This window comes from Paenibacillus odorifer, from assembly GCF_000758725.1.
GTDB classification, from domain to species: Bacteria; Bacillota; Bacilli; order Paenibacillales; family Paenibacillaceae; genus Paenibacillus_AQ; species Paenibacillus_AQ odorifer.
Genome location: NZ_CP009428.1, coordinates 4,924,073 through 4,940,920, shown reverse-complemented (window position 1 = coordinate 4,940,920; position 16,848 = coordinate 4,924,073). Strand labels below are relative to the sequence as shown.

18 protein-coding genes and 1 pseudogene are annotated in these 16,848 nt (G+C 39.6%); 17 read left to right on the top strand and 2 right to left on the bottom strand.

What is annotated here, in order from left to right:
* Window positions 1–165: 165 nt before the first annotated feature.
* Together PODO_RS21645 and PODO_RS31240 are read left to right on the top strand one after the other, a co-directional pair.
* Entirely contained in the window at window positions 166–624 is a 459-nt protein-coding gene (locus PODO_RS21645; RefSeq protein WP_038572627.1) for a hypothetical protein, read from the top strand.
* Window positions 625–896: 272 nt separating this feature from the next.
* The gene (locus PODO_RS31240; RefSeq protein ID WP_155288165.1) at window positions 897–1,037 is read left to right on the top strand and encodes a hypothetical protein; all 141 of its coding nucleotides are present in this window, start codon (window positions 897–899) and stop codon (window positions 1,035–1,037) included.
* A 226-nt stretch (window positions 1,038–1,263) separates the two neighbouring features.
* On the opposite strand, the gene PODO_RS21640 is transcribed toward PODO_RS31240, so the two are convergent.
* Window positions 1,264–1,722 (bottom strand): hypothetical protein, encoded by a 459-nt coding sequence (locus tag PODO_RS21640; protein ID WP_036683092.1) that lies wholly within the window; start codon window positions 1,720–1,722, stop codon window positions 1,264–1,266.
* Between the two features lie 967 nt (window positions 1,723–2,689).
* Here PODO_RS21640 and PODO_RS21635 point away from each other — a divergent pair.
* From PODO_RS21635 to PODO_RS21580, 12 genes and pseudogenes are all read left to right on the top strand, one after another.
* Entirely contained in the window at window positions 2,690–3,193 is a 504-nt protein-coding gene (locus tag PODO_RS21635; protein ID WP_036683089.1) for a DinB family protein, read from the top strand.
* 348 nt (window positions 3,194–3,541) lie between these two features.
* Window positions 3,542–4,308: pseudogene (locus PODO_RS21630) on the top strand (nucleotidyltransferase domain-containing protein).
* 286 nt (window positions 4,309–4,594) lie between these two features.
* Complete coding sequence (locus PODO_RS21625) at window positions 4,595–5,377, top strand: SDR family oxidoreductase (protein WP_038572625.1); 783 nt, start codon at window positions 4,595–4,597, stop codon at window positions 5,375–5,377.
* A 404-nt stretch (window positions 5,378–5,781) separates the two neighbouring features.
* Window positions 5,782–6,636 (top strand): P-loop NTPase family protein, encoded by an 855-nt coding sequence (locus PODO_RS21620; protein WP_038572623.1) that lies wholly within the window; start codon window positions 5,782–5,784, stop codon window positions 6,634–6,636.
* A gap of 178 nt (window positions 6,637–6,814) precedes the next feature.
* Entirely contained in the window at window positions 6,815–7,258 is a 444-nt protein-coding gene (locus PODO_RS21615) for a GNAT family N-acetyltransferase (protein WP_038572621.1), read from the top strand.
* A gap of 122 nt (window positions 7,259–7,380) precedes the next feature.
* On the top strand, window positions 7,381–7,821 hold the full coding sequence (locus tag PODO_RS21610; RefSeq protein WP_051491267.1) for a DUF6678 family protein: 441 nt from the start codon (window positions 7,381–7,383) through the stop codon (window positions 7,819–7,821).
* 308 nt (window positions 7,822–8,129) lie between these two features.
* Window positions 8,130–9,314, top strand: coding sequence for an MGDG synthase family glycosyltransferase (locus tag PODO_RS21605; RefSeq protein ID WP_038572619.1), 1,185 nt, complete (start codon window positions 8,130–8,132; stop codon window positions 9,312–9,314).
* A 202-nt stretch (window positions 9,315–9,516) separates the two neighbouring features.
* On the top strand, window positions 9,517–10,581 hold the full coding sequence (locus PODO_RS21600; RefSeq protein ID WP_052097231.1) for a serine hydrolase domain-containing protein: 1,065 nt from the start codon (window positions 9,517–9,519) through the stop codon (window positions 10,579–10,581).
* Between the two features lie 114 nt (window positions 10,582–10,695).
* A complete protein-coding gene (locus tag PODO_RS21595; RefSeq protein WP_038572617.1) occupies window positions 10,696–11,805 on the top strand; it encodes a hypothetical protein in 1,110 nt (369 codons plus the stop codon).
* A gap of 154 nt (window positions 11,806–11,959) precedes the next feature.
* Entirely contained in the window at window positions 11,960–12,418 is a 459-nt protein-coding gene (locus PODO_RS21590; protein ID WP_038572615.1) for a GNAT family N-acetyltransferase, read from the top strand.
* Window positions 12,419–12,446: 28 nt separating this feature from the next.
* Window positions 12,447–13,919, top strand: coding sequence for an amidase family protein (locus PODO_RS21585; RefSeq protein WP_038572613.1), 1,473 nt, complete (start codon window positions 12,447–12,449; stop codon window positions 13,917–13,919).
* Window positions 13,920–14,118: 199 nt separating this feature from the next.
* Window positions 14,119–14,694: a dihydrofolate reductase family protein gene (locus PODO_RS21580; protein WP_038572611.1), complete on the top strand. Its 576-nt coding sequence runs from the start codon at window positions 14,119–14,121 to the stop codon at window positions 14,692–14,694.
* A gap of 141 nt (window positions 14,695–14,835) precedes the next feature.
* On the opposite strand, the gene PODO_RS21575 is transcribed toward PODO_RS21580, so the two are convergent.
* Complete coding sequence (locus tag PODO_RS21575; protein WP_036683067.1) at window positions 14,836–15,033, bottom strand: hypothetical protein; 198 nt, start codon at window positions 15,031–15,033, stop codon at window positions 14,836–14,838.
* A gap of 186 nt (window positions 15,034–15,219) precedes the next feature.
* On the opposite strand from PODO_RS21575, the gene PODO_RS21570 reads away from it, so the two are divergent.
* The 3 genes from PODO_RS21570 to PODO_RS30145 all read left to right on the top strand — a co-directional run bounded on the left by PODO_RS21570 (window position 15,220) and on the right by PODO_RS30145 (window position 16,848).
* On the top strand, window positions 15,220–15,570 hold the full coding sequence (locus PODO_RS21570; RefSeq protein WP_036683066.1) for an MmcQ/YjbR family DNA-binding protein: 351 nt from the start codon (window positions 15,220–15,222) through the stop codon (window positions 15,568–15,570).
* A gap of 77 nt (window positions 15,571–15,647) precedes the next feature.
* The gene (locus tag PODO_RS21565; protein ID WP_036683062.1) at window positions 15,648–15,839 is read left to right on the top strand and encodes a hypothetical protein; all 192 of its coding nucleotides are present in this window, start codon (window positions 15,648–15,650) and stop codon (window positions 15,837–15,839) included.
* 160 nt (window positions 15,840–15,999) lie between these two features.
* The gene (locus PODO_RS30145; protein ID WP_218918656.1) at window positions 16,000–16,848 is read left to right on the top strand and encodes a GNAT family N-acetyltransferase; all 849 of its coding nucleotides are present in this window, start codon (window positions 16,000–16,002) and stop codon (window positions 16,846–16,848) included.

The following is a 16,848-nucleotide window of genomic DNA, read 5'->3' as shown; positions in this document are numbered from 1 at the left end:
ATCACATGTCGATTCATTACCTTAACTTTACGCTAACGTGAAACGATAACTCAATAACGACACACAGGCAGTCGGTCAATGGATCGGCTGCCTATGTTCAACTAACGGGCAGGATACTTCCAATATGTGGTATTCTAAGGTATGGGATTTGAACAGGGGGGAGCCATGTTGACGGAAATAAAATATCCAGTTAAGAATCCATCAAGAATTGGAACTATTATAGGCATGATTGCTATTATATCGAGTCAATCTATTCTTGTATTGAGATTATGGAATCAGAGGGGGGTATTCTACGCTTCGTTAACTGTGGTTCTTTTGTGTTTAGTTTTATTGTTACTCGCATTGTACAGAACATTTTTTAAGAAACCAACGGAGTTATGCCTATCCAATGAGCAAATTTTATTAAATGGAAATATTATTAATTCAAAGGATATTAAAGTGATAATGACCAGGGGGTACTTTAAACCTGTTATTGGGATATTACCTTACAGGAGGAAGATCGTCCCATTGGATATGGCATTTAGGTATTTAAAGGATGAAGATAGAGGTATCTCGGATTTAAAGAGTTGGGCAAAAATGAACAATGTTAAGATGGTCAATAAATCGTTTCAAACGTGGATATAAGTGTATTCAAAAGCACTATTCGGCAGTTAAATGCGGTATTATATGGTACGATTATCCATAAGAGATGAGGTGCCTTTATCAAGAAGAAATATGCTTTTCTAATCGTTTCCATATTATTATTTGTGATGGCTTATACAAAACCAAGTAGTCAATATTATGATAATTACCTCCATAAGGTTCATGGTCTTAAATGTGACAGTTCCGAAAGCTCAAATTGCTTTCATACTATTAATGACTTGAAATCATCAAGTCTCACACATCAGATTATTTTTATGACAGCAGAAACAAAAATTTTTGGAGAGGCAGATAATAAAATACGAGTAGTAGGTATTTTCAATCATTTTTTTGTAATAGAAAATCGTCTTCATCCTAAATCAGATAATAACAATAATATCGAAGTTCCGTTAAGCTAACGGGCAGATTAACGTAGGAAAATAGATATGGACGTGACTGAAACGGAGCTTTTAAATATAGCTATATATATTGAACTTGAAAATATTTTATAAGGGAAGAGAGACGCAAATATAAAATATTGGGAATACGGATGTTAGTGGTTATGGATCTATCAATAATTAAGTAAAACATGAAAGCGAAGAAGGAGCCATTGTCGAAAAACAACGGCTCCTTCTTTATGACTTGCTATTTTGATGAACTTGTTGGAATATGAGCATCAGTCGGGTTTTCATTTGTTTCATTTATGAGTAACGAATTGGGATAAAATTTCGAAAATGTTGATTCATCTACTTTTAAAAAAAACTTGCCTTCAAAAATTAGTTGATTCGTATTAGGTCCGATTTGATCTAAATTTCTTGCTATCTCCGATTCCTTAAAGATACTTTGTTTATCTGCTCGCAAGAACATGCCTTGAGGTGTATATAGTTGACTATAATACCCTTTTGCGATTTTTGATTCTACGGATTCTTTTACAGATTCTACGGATTCCACGTTATTTGTTGAAAAATTAGTGTTAACAGGATGTTCATCTGTCTTATTTACGGTTACCATTTCTGGATAGGTGTCTGCTTTTGAATTGGATATTAACACCACTCCTGAAATAATAGTCACTGCAAAGGCTATTAAGCCTATTTTTTTAAACATACTATCCCCAACCTTTCTTTACCAGTAAATATGTCCTACTTTAAAACATTATATTCACAAAAATGTTGAACGAATCGATAAGGTTCGTAAAGGAAAAGATCCCACTATAAAATGTTCTATTTTCCTAATTTTATAATAATACCTTTTAAAGTACATGTGAACATCATTTTACGATAATATTAATTTCCTTATGCATTAAATCTCCAATTCTTCTCTATGTATTTCCGGTGGCATTTGGAAAGACCTGCGTTAACCGAAATTGTAGACATTTTGGACAAATTATTTCCTGCCCTCAGCGGGTATTTGGAACGCTTAACGCAAGCTGGGACTTCAGGCCTTGAATTTGGTGTGTAACCTGGAGGAATCCGAAAACTTTTTGACGAACAAGAAGAACGGCTGAAGGAGACCATTGCCAAGCAAAGAACGGTGGATGCTAGATTCGAAGCGAAATGCACTTGGACGTTCGTGCATGGGTCCTTCGCGAGTTCGGCGAGAAATATACCCTAAAAGGAATCCCTAGAATGCTGAACGGCTTGGTTTTAGCTATACAAAAGCCACCTATACGCTGGTATGAGACAACAAGAGGAACAAAAACAATTCCGCGATGTCACTTTACCTGAGCTAAAGGAGAAACTGAACCAGCGAGAAATTGACCGTCTTTTATTTGAAAAAGAACCCTTTTTTTGAGCATTCAACTATCGGGAAACGATAGTTGAATAATACATTACATTGATAAGCAGGTGCTTCGGTATTCTGCTCTTTTTATTAAGCTAACAGGCAGGCTAGCGTAAACAAAATCATCCAAAGTATTAACCATACGTAGTTAATTACATTTCGGGATTAGCGCAATGATTTTCGGCAGTTTCGTTTGGTTAACGGGGGTAGTTTAAGTAAATGTAAATATTTACTTGCGAACTAATGTTCGATACAATAAACTTGATTCCATTACAAAAAGGAGATGTTGGATATGTATAAACACATTAAAGATTTTGCCGCAACTTGGCAGAATGAAACGGAAGCAACAATGCGGACACTGGAGATGCTGACCGACGAGTCTCTTGGCCAACAGATAACAAGCGATCATAGAACGCTTGGACGTGTTGCATGGCACCTTGTACAGACGTTGCACGAAATGCCATCTCGGACGGGACTGTCTTTCGAAGGACCGGGCGAAGATATGCCGGTGCCAGCTTCGGCAGCAGACATCGCGTCAGTCTATAAGAGGACCTCACAAGCGCTCCTTGATGCTATACAGTCCAGTTGGAAAGATGAGAATCTGCTTATCATGAGCGATATGTATGGTGATCAATGGCCAAACGGCTTAATGCTGGATATTCTCGTAAAGCATGAGATTCATCATCGTGGTCAGATGACAGTCCTGATGCGTCAGGCAGGCCTTCGTGTGCCGGATCTTTACGGCCCGACAAAAGAGCAGTGGGCAGAGTACGGAGCGCTACCTCCAGTAATTTAGAGTAAGATTATATCCGCTTTGGCCGTTTGGCTATAGTGGGATTTATAAGTATTTTAGTGGTGGCTTGAATCATAGACAAGAGGATACCATCGGACTGAAACTGTTGATTCTATTGAACTAACGGGTAAGTTGAGCCACGCGGATTGAGGTTAAGATTTATTGAACTAACTGGAAACGTTAATTTAATAAAAACATGTAAGCAGCCGCTCAAACAACCGGCTGCTTTTTCATTAAAGCTAACGGGCAGGATAGTTGAATGATTTCGCGAATAACTTAAGTCATGACGAATTTACGAAGTTCGCAAAAAGGCGTTAGCCGAAAGAAGTTCTTAGTTTAGGAGGAGTCTATATGATATTAGAAAAAGTTATAAATAGAATTGAAATACAAAGTGAATATAAGGATTTTGTTGATAAGTATATAGATAATATACTTACCGAATTCAAAGGTAAGATTCATAGCATTTATATGTGTGGCTCGATTCCAAAAGGAACTGCTAAACCTTTTAAGTCAGATGCAGACTTTACTATTGTATGTGTAAATCCCAAAGATATTGATTACGAAAGATTGTCAAATATTAAAGACAGGCTTTTGGAAGAATATCCAATAGTAACTAAGATTGATACGATAATTTGCTCGATTGACGATGTATTAAGTAAACCAAATGAGTGGGGTTTTTGGGTAAAGATAATTTGTGTTTGCATATATGGTCATGACGTTGGTGAAAAAGTACCACCGATAATTATTTCTCCAGAGTTCATTTTAGACTTAAATACAGAGACCAAGGAGGAAATAGATCGTATACATAGTTTACTTTCTAATGCTAGTGATAACACAATGAAAACTAGATATATTAAAGGTTACTCTAAGAGATTAATTCGTGCATTATACTCTTTGTTTTTTAAGATACAGGTGTATGGCAAGATGACATTATTAAGATGAAGAATGCCCTATTAAACTATTGTGAGATTGACTCCGCTTTAGTTGATTATCTGTATGCTTGTTACTTGGATAGTAATGTACTTGTTGAAGAGTTTCTGGGAATTGCAGATGAAGTATGTAGCTATTTTGAGAACGTCTTAAATGCAATGGCTGCTTCCAGAACTTCCTTCGGCTAACACCATATTGACGCTCCGGGTCACTCTGGGAAGCGAGTGACCACATCCAGCCCCCTAAGCCCGTCGGGACGTCACTGCGTTAGGTGTTTGGCAAGCCTCACAACTATAAGCAGCGACTCTAATTAAAACATATGACTATCGAGCTAACGGGAACTTTAGTTGAATAATACACATTAATGAGCAGGCGCTACGGTAGCCTGCTGTTTTTATTGAAGTAACGGGCAGATTTGCACAATAGTCACCGCAGTTTAATGCGACTTCAAAATAAAAAGGAGAGAAAAGACCCATGAATACTACACTTGGCAGATTAACAGGTCGAATCGCAATAGTAACAGGTGCAAGTCGCAGCACAGGAATCGGTGCTGCAGTGTGCAAAGAGTTGGCCTATCTAGGCGCTGATGTATTTTTTACACACTGGGTTAGTTACGATCAACAGATGCCCTGGGGTAGCAATAATGAGGAGCAAAAGCAACTTTGTGAGGAAATACGTTCCATGGGCGTTCGTTGCGAACACCTAATGATGAATCTTTCTGTACCTGAAAGCTTTGTGGATTTATTAAATAACGTTGAGCAGAAGCTGGGAGAACCTTCCATTCTTGTTAACAATGCTTGTTATTCGGTTAACGATGACTTAACCACGATTACCCCAGAGTCTTTGGATGCACACTACGCAATTAATGTTAGGGCGGTAACTATGCTTAGTGTGGAATTCGCTAGACGGTTTACGCAATCGGCAGGTGGTCGAGTTATTAATATGACATCGGGCCAATCACTAGGTCCCATGGCTGGTGAAATCTCTTATGCCACAACGAAAGGGGCAATAGATGCTTTCACACGAACTTTTGCAGCAGAGGTGGGACCGAAAGGCATCACCGTAAATGCGATAAATCCTGGACCCACAGACACCGGCTGGATGACTCCTGACCTACGACAGCAGTTATCTAAGCAATTTGTAACAGGTAGAGTAGGATTGCCTAAGGATGCAGCTCGTCTGGTTGCATTCTTAGCCAGCGATGATGGGGAGTGGATTACCGGCCAAGTTTTACATTCCACGGGTGGATTCAACTAACGGAGAACGATAGTTGAATAATACATTACTTTGATAAGCAGGTGCTTCGGTATCCTGCTCTTTTTATTAAGCTAACAGGCAGGATTGTTTAGAAAGTCCCTGATTGTATTTACCTATGCTTACTGTTAATCTAAACAATAGAGATGCAAACAAAGGAGCATAAACTTATCATGTGGAATACTCTGTAAAGATTAACAATTTGAAAGGATGCCTGAAATAGTGACTACACTATTTATTAGGTATGCTTTTCTTTAATCTTATAGGGTATGCAGGAAAAGGTGTATCATATACCCATCCTGCGGATACCTGATGGTATCCGCTTTTATTCGTGGGAAACAGCATAACAGCATCTCTATTGATTCCTACCTGTTTATCCTTCTACTAGCGAGTGGAGGAACTTTGTTATGCGATCGAAGTTAGTCTTGATTGAGGGAATTCCAGGATCTGGTAAAACAACAACTGCTCAGCAAGTTCATGAAATTCTTACGGAAGTGAACATTACATCCCAGCTTTTTTTAGAAGGAAATCTGGAACATCCTGCTGATTATGATGGAGTCGCTTTCTTTAAGAAAACCGAATGCGATGAATTATTGAATACCCATAAAAAGTTTAAAGATTTGTTGAGTAATCTAATGATTAAACAAGGTAACGATTACTTCCTGGAATATCGGAAAATAAAAAATGAAGTCTGGTCAAGTTTTCCAGATGAATTGCATCACGCAGTTTTTAAACATGATATTTATGAATTGCCGCTAGATCAAAATAGGAAACTGATAACAGAAAGATGGAAGAAGTTTGCGGATCGTGTTTTGTATGGCGCAGACACCTTTGTTTTTGATTGTTGTTTTATACAAAACCCTGTAACTATAGGCATGATTAAACATGGTGCGAAGAAGGAAGACGTTATAAGTTATGTTATTGAACTGGCAACAATTGTAGAGCGATTGAATCCCTTGTTGATATATGTACAGCAGAATGATCTTGATCATTCTTTCAGAAAGGCTGTAAAGGAAAGACCTCAGGAATGGTCAGAGGGATTTATTGAATATTACACGAACCAAGGGTATGGAAAAGAACAAAATTATAAAGGGTTAGATGGAACACTGCAGGTTCTTAAAGCAAGAAGGGAACTGGAAGAAGAAATTTTTAACAGATTAAACATTACCAAGATAAAAGTTGATAACTCTTCTTATAATAAAAATGATTATAAGCAAGTTTTAGAGGGCATTTTATCAGAATATTATAAAACAACAAACTAATGAGAGAATGGATTCTAATGATTGCAGGCTGAAAAAGAGGCAATCTATAAAGCTTACGGGAAACGATAGCTGAGGAGCATTGCCATGACAATGCTCCTCTTTTATTTGTTAAAGTTACGGGCAGGATTGCTTCATCAATTGTCGAATCCTTTGCTTGAATATTTCTATAAAGGGGGGGATGGAAATTAAAATACGAGAAGTTGTAGCAAATGATTATACTGAAGTTGTTTTTTTATGGAATGATGTACTTGGCGTTCGCAATGTTAATATTGAAAACTTTCGAGTTACTATGGAAAACATGAATAAGGCTGGAAATTACAAAACATTCGTTGCATTATTTGAAAATGATGTGGTTGGTTTTGTCACTATAGTTCAGGCGTTATCCGTAGGGTCTTCGAATGGTTATCTACATATTCAAGGGCTTGCTGTTAAAAAGGAATTACAGCATAATGGGATAGGTACAGAACTACTAAGATACACTGAAAATTACGCTAAAGAAATGGAAATATCAAGTATTATTTTATGTAGCGGATTTAAGCGAACCGACGCCCATGCTTTCTATGTGCATAATGGCTATGACAAAGATTCATACTGCTTTGATAAGATTATTAAACTTGACTAATTTTGAATATGTAATAGCCGAGCAGCCATTTTGTATTAAGTTAACGGATAACGATAACTCAATAACGACACACGGGCAGGTCAGCGTGGGATTTATGTTGTTATTCAGGAGGATTTTTAATTGTGGGTTTTGAACAGGATTTTAAAAAAAGGGTACATGAAGTTATTACACAGAAACAATTATGTTCAGTTATGAATGACACTAAGTGGGGAAACTTACAAAGTGATGTACTAAATAAACTACCTTTTACCCCTCCATATCAAGCTAAGTATGTATTAGACGATATACTTTATCCAGAGAACTTCGAAAACGACGTCTGGTATTTAGGGGATTGGATAGAAGGACTTTCACCTTTTTTTTCTGTAGAATGGATACGGGTTAGACCAAGGTATCAGAAGCACAAGGGGAATCTGCTTCCTCCTGAATTAATTGACATAAGTAAAGAATTTCTTTCGATTTTACATGAATTAAGAATTCCGTATAGAGAAGAAAATAATACATTTTTCATTTATGGATATATATCAAATACAGACTCACTTTTCAAAGGTAATCAATTGAGCTAACGGGACACGTTAGTTCAATAAACCAGCGGCAGTCTAAAACTTTATTTACTCAGACACCAACTTTCATTTAATTTGATCATATTACACGTTCGAAGATGCTTTCGGACACAGTTGGCCTTTAACTAAACACAGAACATTAATCCTATCGTTACTGGAGGTTGATGCACTGTGTTTTTTTCTGCGGATTTCTTCGTTTGCTTCGCTCTATAGAAAATCATGAAGTTAATATTAAGTTGAGGATCTCATCACTATCTGTTTACGATTCAGAGTTAGAGTTAGAGAAGGCCAAGCGAAAAAGGAGCTTTCTCATGAACACAGATCCTAAAGTACTTATTGTAACTTCGGCATTTGGAGACGGGCATATCAAAGTAGCAGAAGCAATTGATCATTCTTTTAGACGTAGAGGGATCAGCCGGATTGTTACCTTGGATCTTTTCGCTGCAGTCTACCCTAGTCTGAATGAGCTGTCCCGCAGATTCTATCTGAACAGCACAGGTTATACTCAAGAATTTTATGGATTAGTGTATAAGTTGACGAGCAAGATTAAACCAGACCAGTTCATGGGTAAATGGATTCATTCTATGGGCAAGCGGAAAGTGCAAAGGATCATCGACGAGATTGGACCGGATATTATCATTCATACCTTTCCCTATTTGGCCGCTGCTGAGCTTGCATCAACAAAGGGAAGACGAATCCCCCTTTTCACTGTCATGACGGATTATGTGGTTCATGGCAGGTGGCTTCATCCACAAACCTCGAAGTATTTTATTGCTACGGAAAGTATGAAAGCAGAACTGATGTCATTAGGTATTGCTGAAGAAAAGCTTGTGGTTAGCGGGATTCCGATTCGTGAAGCTTTTGAACAGACTCAGGAACGTGAAGCCCTTTTACGTAAGCATGGACTAGATGGAAATCGACATTATCTATTACTTGCGGCAGGGGCTTACGGCGTATTGAGTGATATTAACCATTTAATAATAAGGGCGCTGCAGCAATCAAACTTCGATGTAATGGTATTGTGCGGGAATAATCATAAGCTCCAGATGGCTACGGAAGAGCTTTTTCAAGAGAATCCTCGGGTTCACATACGGGGTTATACAGAAGAAATGCAGGAGCTAATGTGCATATCCTCCTGTCTGTTGACCAAAGCAGGGGGGATTACCTTGACTGAGGCGATGGCTCTAGCACTTCCTGTAATTGTCTATCGTCCGCTCCCCGGTCAGGAGGCAGGCAATGCAGAATGGTTGTCTGAGCACAATTTAATAGAGATTGCCCGAAACGAGGAGCAGTTAGTAGAGCAGCTTCAGAGATTGGAGCATCTGGGGTACAGGGATGAAAAGGTGCAGGATATGAAGAACTTTTCCCGGAAATCAGCCGCGGATGCTATCGTTACTGAGGCTTTAGAGGTTATCAAGCTGCGGCAGCCGTCTGTTTCAGCCGTAAAATCTATGGTTGTTGAAGGGCAGGCGAAGACGATTCATGGATATTATTAGCAAGGTAGAAAGACCACGCGTTGTGGGTCCTCTAATTGGAGGCTGGCTCGGAAGCTCGGAAAATGAATTGCTGCCTTTTCAAGTAAGCGACTGTTTATTTGATTATAATTATTTATTACCAGATAAAGGGTCGATAAGATGTTATTATTTGTATGGGTGAATTTATTGAAAATGGTGCTTTATTGTCATTGGGGAGGACAAAATGTACACGAATCAGAAGATAGAGGATATCTTGCATGAAATGCTAATCAAGTTTGTGGAAAATGAAAAGTTTCCGGGATTAGCGGCCGGAATCGTAAAGGACAACCGAGTTCTGTTTACTGGTGAATATGGGACGGCAAATTTATCGACGGGTGATCCTGTAGTTCGTGGCACTTTGTTTCACCAAGCCTCTGTCTCCAAAACCTTCGTAGCAACCGCCATTATGCAATTAGTTGAGCGTGGTAAGGTAGAATTGGATGCCCCCATCACTAAATACCTGTCATATTTTAAGTTAGAGGATGAGCGGTATCAAAATATAACAATAAGACAGCTTATGAATCATACCTCCGGTATGCCTGATGAGGAAGATTATGCGTGGGATCGCCCTGAATACGACGAGCAAAGTCTTGAACGATATGTAAAAGGGATAGGTCACCACAAGCTGTTAAGCCAACCGGGAGAGAAATTTGCCTATAGTAATATAGGATATGAGATCTTGGGAGATATGATAGCAAAAGTCAGCGATATGAGCTTCGAGCAGTATATGGAAAAAAATATTCTTGAACCAACAGGAATGCAGTCCAGTTCTTTTCTTAAACAGGAGGTTGAAGCTTATATTGCTGCACCTCATGTGCTTGGAGCTACCCATGAATGTGGTGGCTGCGTTAGTAGTGTTTTTCCATATAACAGGGCCCATGCACCTAGCTCCACTTTATATACCCATGCCGAAGATATGTGCCAATATCTGTTGATTCATCTAAACGGTGGAACAGCCGGGAACGGCAATGAAATCCTCCAGCCAGGTAGCTATGATGAAATGTGGAAACCTCATGCACAAACGGGCTATGATCCGGAAAATGCACAGATAGGATTGGGCTGGTTTCTAGGAGAATATAAAGGTTCTCGTATTCTCTCACATTCCGGCTGGGATACTGGATTCTTAAGCAATCTGTTCCTGCTTCCCGATGAAAAAATCGCTATTTCTGTTATGAGTAATTGTGACTATGTCAACATGGGCAGTGTATGCTTCCCAATCCTTGATCTGTTGCTTGGCTCCAATATTTAGAACGAGTCTGTAACTGATTTTACAACTTCATAACAAGGGGCTTCGTACTTTATAACATTCGTAACTTAAAGTACATGTAAGTCAAGCCCACTTACACTATGGAGGTTATGAGAAATGAAGAGTAAAGATGTGAAATCAGCCCTTGGGGTGATCGCGATATCCGGTGGTCTGCTGGCCCTGACTGCTTTGGCAGTGCCCAAAATCGTCGCTTACACTACAGTGAACCAGAATGTGTCTCAAGCGAACGTTTCCTACACGCAAGAACTCAACCAGAAGCCTGCTGTTCAACTGGCGAGCAGCCAGATCCCGGTACTTAAGGTTGCAACCAAAACACCAGTCTCGACGATCAAGTCTTATTTTGAGCGCACAGTCACCGCTGAAGAAATTAAGCAGATTAATGAGTATGCAGAGAAGGCCAGGCTCACTGGCAAGGATGAACAGCTTACGCGGCAATTTACGGACCAGGAGAATAAGCGGCGGATGTTATTGGATGATCAATACAAGTACGATGGTTTACGGCCCAAGCAGAAGCTACCTTTGAAATCAGGGAGCTCCGAATTTTATCTGGATCAAAGCAAATTTACCTATGTATTTCCTAAGCGCGAACTGACCGATGAAGAAATGCTGCAATTGATCGACTGGAATTACCGTTTTAATTATGTGGTAAGCCTCAATCTTGTCGTGGCACAGCCAGATAAGAAGGACATCAGTCAGGATGAAGCCCTACGCAGAGCAAAAGAGAGCGTAAGCCGTCTATTCGGTGTGGATCTCTCTAAGTTGCAGGCTCAGACCTCATATCATAAGCCTTTTCCTGATTCGAAAGGTCAATGGTTCGTTAATTTTCTACCTTACCGGGCAGAGACACTGCGGGCTCAGGATAAGTCCTATTTCATGTATAATACGTTCGTGGATGCAAAGAGTGGGACCGTACTGGATACTACGATAGTGGATCTGTCCTATAAGAGAACTCCGATTACAGCAGCTATAAATAAAAAGATTAGCCAGGATTCCAGCTGGCTTCAAGCCGCTAAATCCATTGTGGTGGACAAGCAGGGCGAGACCCGTGCGATAACCAGCTCCTCTATCATTAAAGACAGTGCATATGACAAAAGCGGAGTGGTAGCGGTCTTGGTCAAACTGAAAGACGGTAGCACCTACACGGCAGAGCTGCGCTATCCCGAGAAGACGCTGCGCTGCCTGATCTATACACCGGTTTCTAAGTAATGAAGTGAACCAGCGTTATAACCTACTTTAGTATTTACAACCTACAGCAAGCCCCACTCGGGGCTTGCTGCTATGCATTTTGAGAGCTGGTGGATGACTATTGTGAGAGCAGACATGGGTATAGGAATTTCTTTTTACAAGAAGGGATGGTTAGATGCTAGATATTAAATCCTTACAAGAATGTCCTCTTCGTCAAAATGAGCTTATTGAGTATGTCAAAAAACGGTGGCCAAAAGTACAACAAGTTGTGCTCCCCAATATACAAGAAAGTTTAATCTCAAAAGATGAGGAGTTTCCTTTTACATTTTTGCTGTTGAAACATGATGTAATCATCGGGTTTTATCAATTAATTGAGCAGGAATTTATAACTCGAAAAGATTTATCACCTTGGATTGCGCCATTGTTTATTGACGAAAGTGAGAGAGGCAAAGCACTAGGAGCCGTTCTGTTGGAGCATGCCAGAAAAATAGCTGGACAACTAGGTTATGCAAAAGTCTACTTGGCGACGGATCATATTCTTTATTATGAGAAATATGGATTTAAGGAGATAGGTCTGGATAACTTCGAGTGGGGACGGCCCACCAAAATATATGAACATGACACTATTACATAAATGACCCAAATGGAAAGCAGGAGTTATCATGGAGCATATCTTCGAATTAGCAAAAATAAAGAGTGAAGAAATAACGATACTCGAACTGCAGGATGCAATGGATAGAGGGGATGTTAGTTCTAGGGAACTTGTTATGTATTACATGTATCGGATAGCAACGTTTGACCAGAGTGGTCCCATGATAAACTCTATTATGGAAATGAATCCAGATGCGATTTTTATTGCCGAGGCATTAGATCAGGAGAGAAAATTAAGCGGAGCACGAAGTCTTTTACATGGTGTGCCTGTATTATTGAAAGGAAATATTGAAACGAATGATAAAATGCATACAACCGCTGGCGCATTAGCTTTGGAAAACCATGTTAGCTCAAACGATGCTTTTCTTGTCCAAAAACTAAGGGATGCTGGGGCAATTATACTTGCAAAAACAAATATGACGGAATGGGCAAATGGGATGTCATCATCCATGTGGGCTGGGTATAGCTCAATAGGAGGACAAACCAAAAATCCATACGGGGATCATTTTCCGGGGGGTTCCAGTACGGGTTCTGCCGCTTCTGTTGCAGCCAATTTTTCAACAGTAGCCGTGGGGACAGAGACGTCTGGCTCTATTTTAAGTCCAGCTGTGCAAAACGCAATTGTTGGTTTAAAGCCAACTGTAGGTCTAATAAGTAGATCAGGCATAATTCCATGGTCATATTCTCAGGATACAGCTGGACCTATGGCAAGGAATGTGACAGATGTTGCGATCTTATTAAATGCACTTACGGGAAAAGATGAAAGTGATCCTGCTACTTGTAAAAATGAATATTCTACTATGGACTACACAGCATTTTTGGATAAAGACGGATTAAATAAAGCGACCATAGGCGTTTTTAGAAATGCTCTACCTAAGAATTATTGTGACATGGGTGAATATGATGAACATTTATTTAATGATGCTGTGGCTAAATTAAAAGATTCTGGAGCCAACATAATAGAAGATATAGATATTCCATCGTTCCATAGAGAGTGGAAATATAACAAAATGAATCTTGAATTTAAGCATTCCGTTGAAAATTACTTATATAACCTTCCGGCTCAACTTCCTGTCCATAACCTAAATGAATTGATTGAATGGAACGAGCGGAATTCGGAAAAGGCTTTGAAATATGGACAAGATATGCTGAACTATCGATCACAGCTAGATAAACCGTTGAATCATTCGGAATATATTGTAGAGTCTATCTCTGACTTATATTATTCGCAAAATATAGGGATCGATCATGCTTTAGAAAAGTATGGATTGGATGCAATCCTGTTTCCTGCTTATGTCGGAGCTGATTTAAGTGCTAGAGCAGGTTATCCAACTATAGCAGTGCCCGCAGGCTTTCAAGAGAATGGAAGAGCCTTTGGGATCACATTTGCAGGAACGGCATTTAGTGAACCGACACTCATTCGGATTGCATTTGCATTCGAACAACAAACGAAACACAGAAAAATGCCGGCTCTAAAGAAATGAAAGATGATTTGAAAATTAGAAAAAGGTGCATTTACAAACGAACGTATGTTTGCTAAAATGTTGATGTGGATAAAAATACCAAAGTGAAGAAAAGAGCGTTTGAGATTAGCAATCCATAAGAAACAACCCAAGTTGAATTCTGCTAAAATGTAGTTAATGTCTAATGTAGATATCCCTCATGAACAAAGGAGAACTGAAAATGAGAAAACTCGTTCTATTTCTTCACGCATCGCTTGACGGTTTTGTAGAAGGGCCGAATGGTGAAATGGACATTGGCTGGGTTTCCTACGATGCTGATTTGGAGAACCATGCGAAAGAAATTCTGAGTACTGCCGACACTGTCATTTGGGGACGTGGGACTTATCAGATGATGCACAGTTACTGGCCATCTGTCCCTTCGAACCCATCAGCTTCGCAGCATGAACGGAATCATGCCGAGTGGATCGAAAAGACAGCTAAGATCGTTTTTTCCACGACGCTGGAGAAAGTCGAATGGAATAATTCCAGACTCGTGAAAGAAGCTGTCGAGGAAGAGATCAATAACCTCAAACAGCAGCCCGGCAAGGATATGGTCATCCTCGGCAGTCCTAGATTCGCACACCACCTTATGCAGCTTGATTTAATTGATGAGTATAAAATTACGGTTTCTCCCGTCCTGATCGGTAAGGGATTGCCATTATTCCAAGGTCTCAAGGAGAAGAGAAATCTTAAGCTAATCGAAAACAAGACCTTTGATTCTGGAGCCATAGGTCTCGTTTACCAGACGGTAAGATGACCTTGTCACTTAAGGTGATTACGCTCACGAGGAACGTTATTGCAACGACAACAGCGGCAGTCTAAGACTTTATTTATCAAGTCTTGGTCCGCCGCTGCTTGTTTTAATGGATCCAGTCTAATACTTTATTTTTACCAAACACTAATCAGATGTTGGTTCTTTCATAAACCATGAAATATGGGTGCATCGCTTACAAATAAGGATGGCAGCGTTTTTGTTCGCCCAGTCAAAGCCTAAAAATGATGCGCCGCTTGTGTTAAGCAGTTTATAATCCAGATCAAAGGTATCGTTTTGACAGCAAGGACAGGTTATTGGTGCGCCTGCAGCACTGTATCTCATTATAAAAACCTCCTGTAGATTTGTATATTACTTTAACGTATTTAAGGTTATTCAGGTTTCGTGCACTTGAAAGGATTACTCACGAGTTCATTTTGCCAAGGGCAAGAGTGTTAGGTTTATTTCAGTTATAATATTTGATATAAGGTATACAGGATTCGTTTTAATGAAGAAGGTGAGGGACTGATTTTGACCCATAATATTATCGAATACTGTTTACAAAAGAATGGAGCAACAAAGGATTTTCCTTTCGGCTTCGATCCAATGGTGATCAAAATTGCCGGTAAAATGTTCGCGCTTATATTTGAGAATAAGGGGAATTATGCTTACATAAATCTAAAATGTGATCCGGTGATTGCAGGGAACTTGCGAGAGCAGCATGAGAGCGTTCGGCCAGGATACCACATGAACAAAAAACACTGGAATACGATTGTTTTGGATGGCTCCTTACCAGAGTCGGATATCTATTTAATGATTGATCATTCTTACGATATGGTTGTCAAAAATCTCCCTAAGAGCCTCCGACAAACGATATATTGAAGGTGGCATTAAGTTGTCGTTAAAATGGCAATGAACTGGTATAATATGGTTTATATTCATGGGAAGGAGTTGTATTTATGTCTGACTTTTTTAATTCAGGACCTAATCCCAATTTGTCGGACCCTGCAGGCCATAAAGCAAACCATGATGTAAATGCGCAAAAATATCATACTGAAGGCGTTCCAGGATTCTGGAGTGAGGTAACCAATCTGTTGATCGTTGTGGCTATAATTGCTATCATTTTTTTAGTTATAAGGTTTGTTTTATGATTACCCTGGTTTAGAGTGAAGACATTGACTTTTAGGAGGCGGTTCCATTGGTAACTATCATTAGGTGGACAGAATTTAGAAGGATAACGCCTACTCGTCCATAAACTGCGTATTTCCTTCTTAATGAGGGTACTAGATGCAAGAATATAAAATTAGTACAATGAAAGACTATTCAAAGCAATCGATTGATCAAATCCGCATATTAGAACATCTTTGCAAGACGTCCGACAGATCAAGTTTGAGGGTGGGTATAGAAAGCCTTAAGGAGATAGACGGAGATGAGGCATTCTTGTGCCAGATCGATAACCAAGTAGTCGGATTTCTCAGTTGGTATACTTCGGATGGCATCGAAGCTAATATTAACGGAATGGTTCACCCGGACTTTCGTCGCCAAGGTGTATTCCACGACTTACTGAAAAGTGCCGCATCAGATATGCAAATGCAAGGCATACAAACTTGCCGTTTTAGGATACCTTCTAATTCTGAATCAGGGATGGATTATATACGGTATTTAGGGGCAAGTGCTGCACCGTCTGAATTCCTCATGGTTTTTAATCGGGCACAAATCGCTGGATCAAGCCACTCCGGTTTAGCTGTGCGATTAGAAGAAGATCAGGATTTAGAGTTCATGGTTAAATGTTCATCACAAGCTTTTGGTGATTCAGAGTCCTGGACTAGGAAATATTTAACTCGTACAAGAGAACCGGCACGGATTACTTACATTGCTGTGGACAACATGATTCCGGTTGGGATGATCAGAGTCAATTATTTATATACAAATACAGCGGTTATACATGATTTTTGTGTGCTTCCTTCGTGTCAAGGCAGAGGATACGGACGTGAAATTCTTTCAGAGGTAGTTAAAATCTTGCGAGATCAGAGGGATTTCCAGATTCGTCTTGGCGTGGTCACTCAAAATAGAAAGGCATTATCCCTCTATCAGTCGATTGGGTTTGAGGTGACTGCGGAGTCTAATTACTATGTAATATCCGTCGATATGATTTATTAA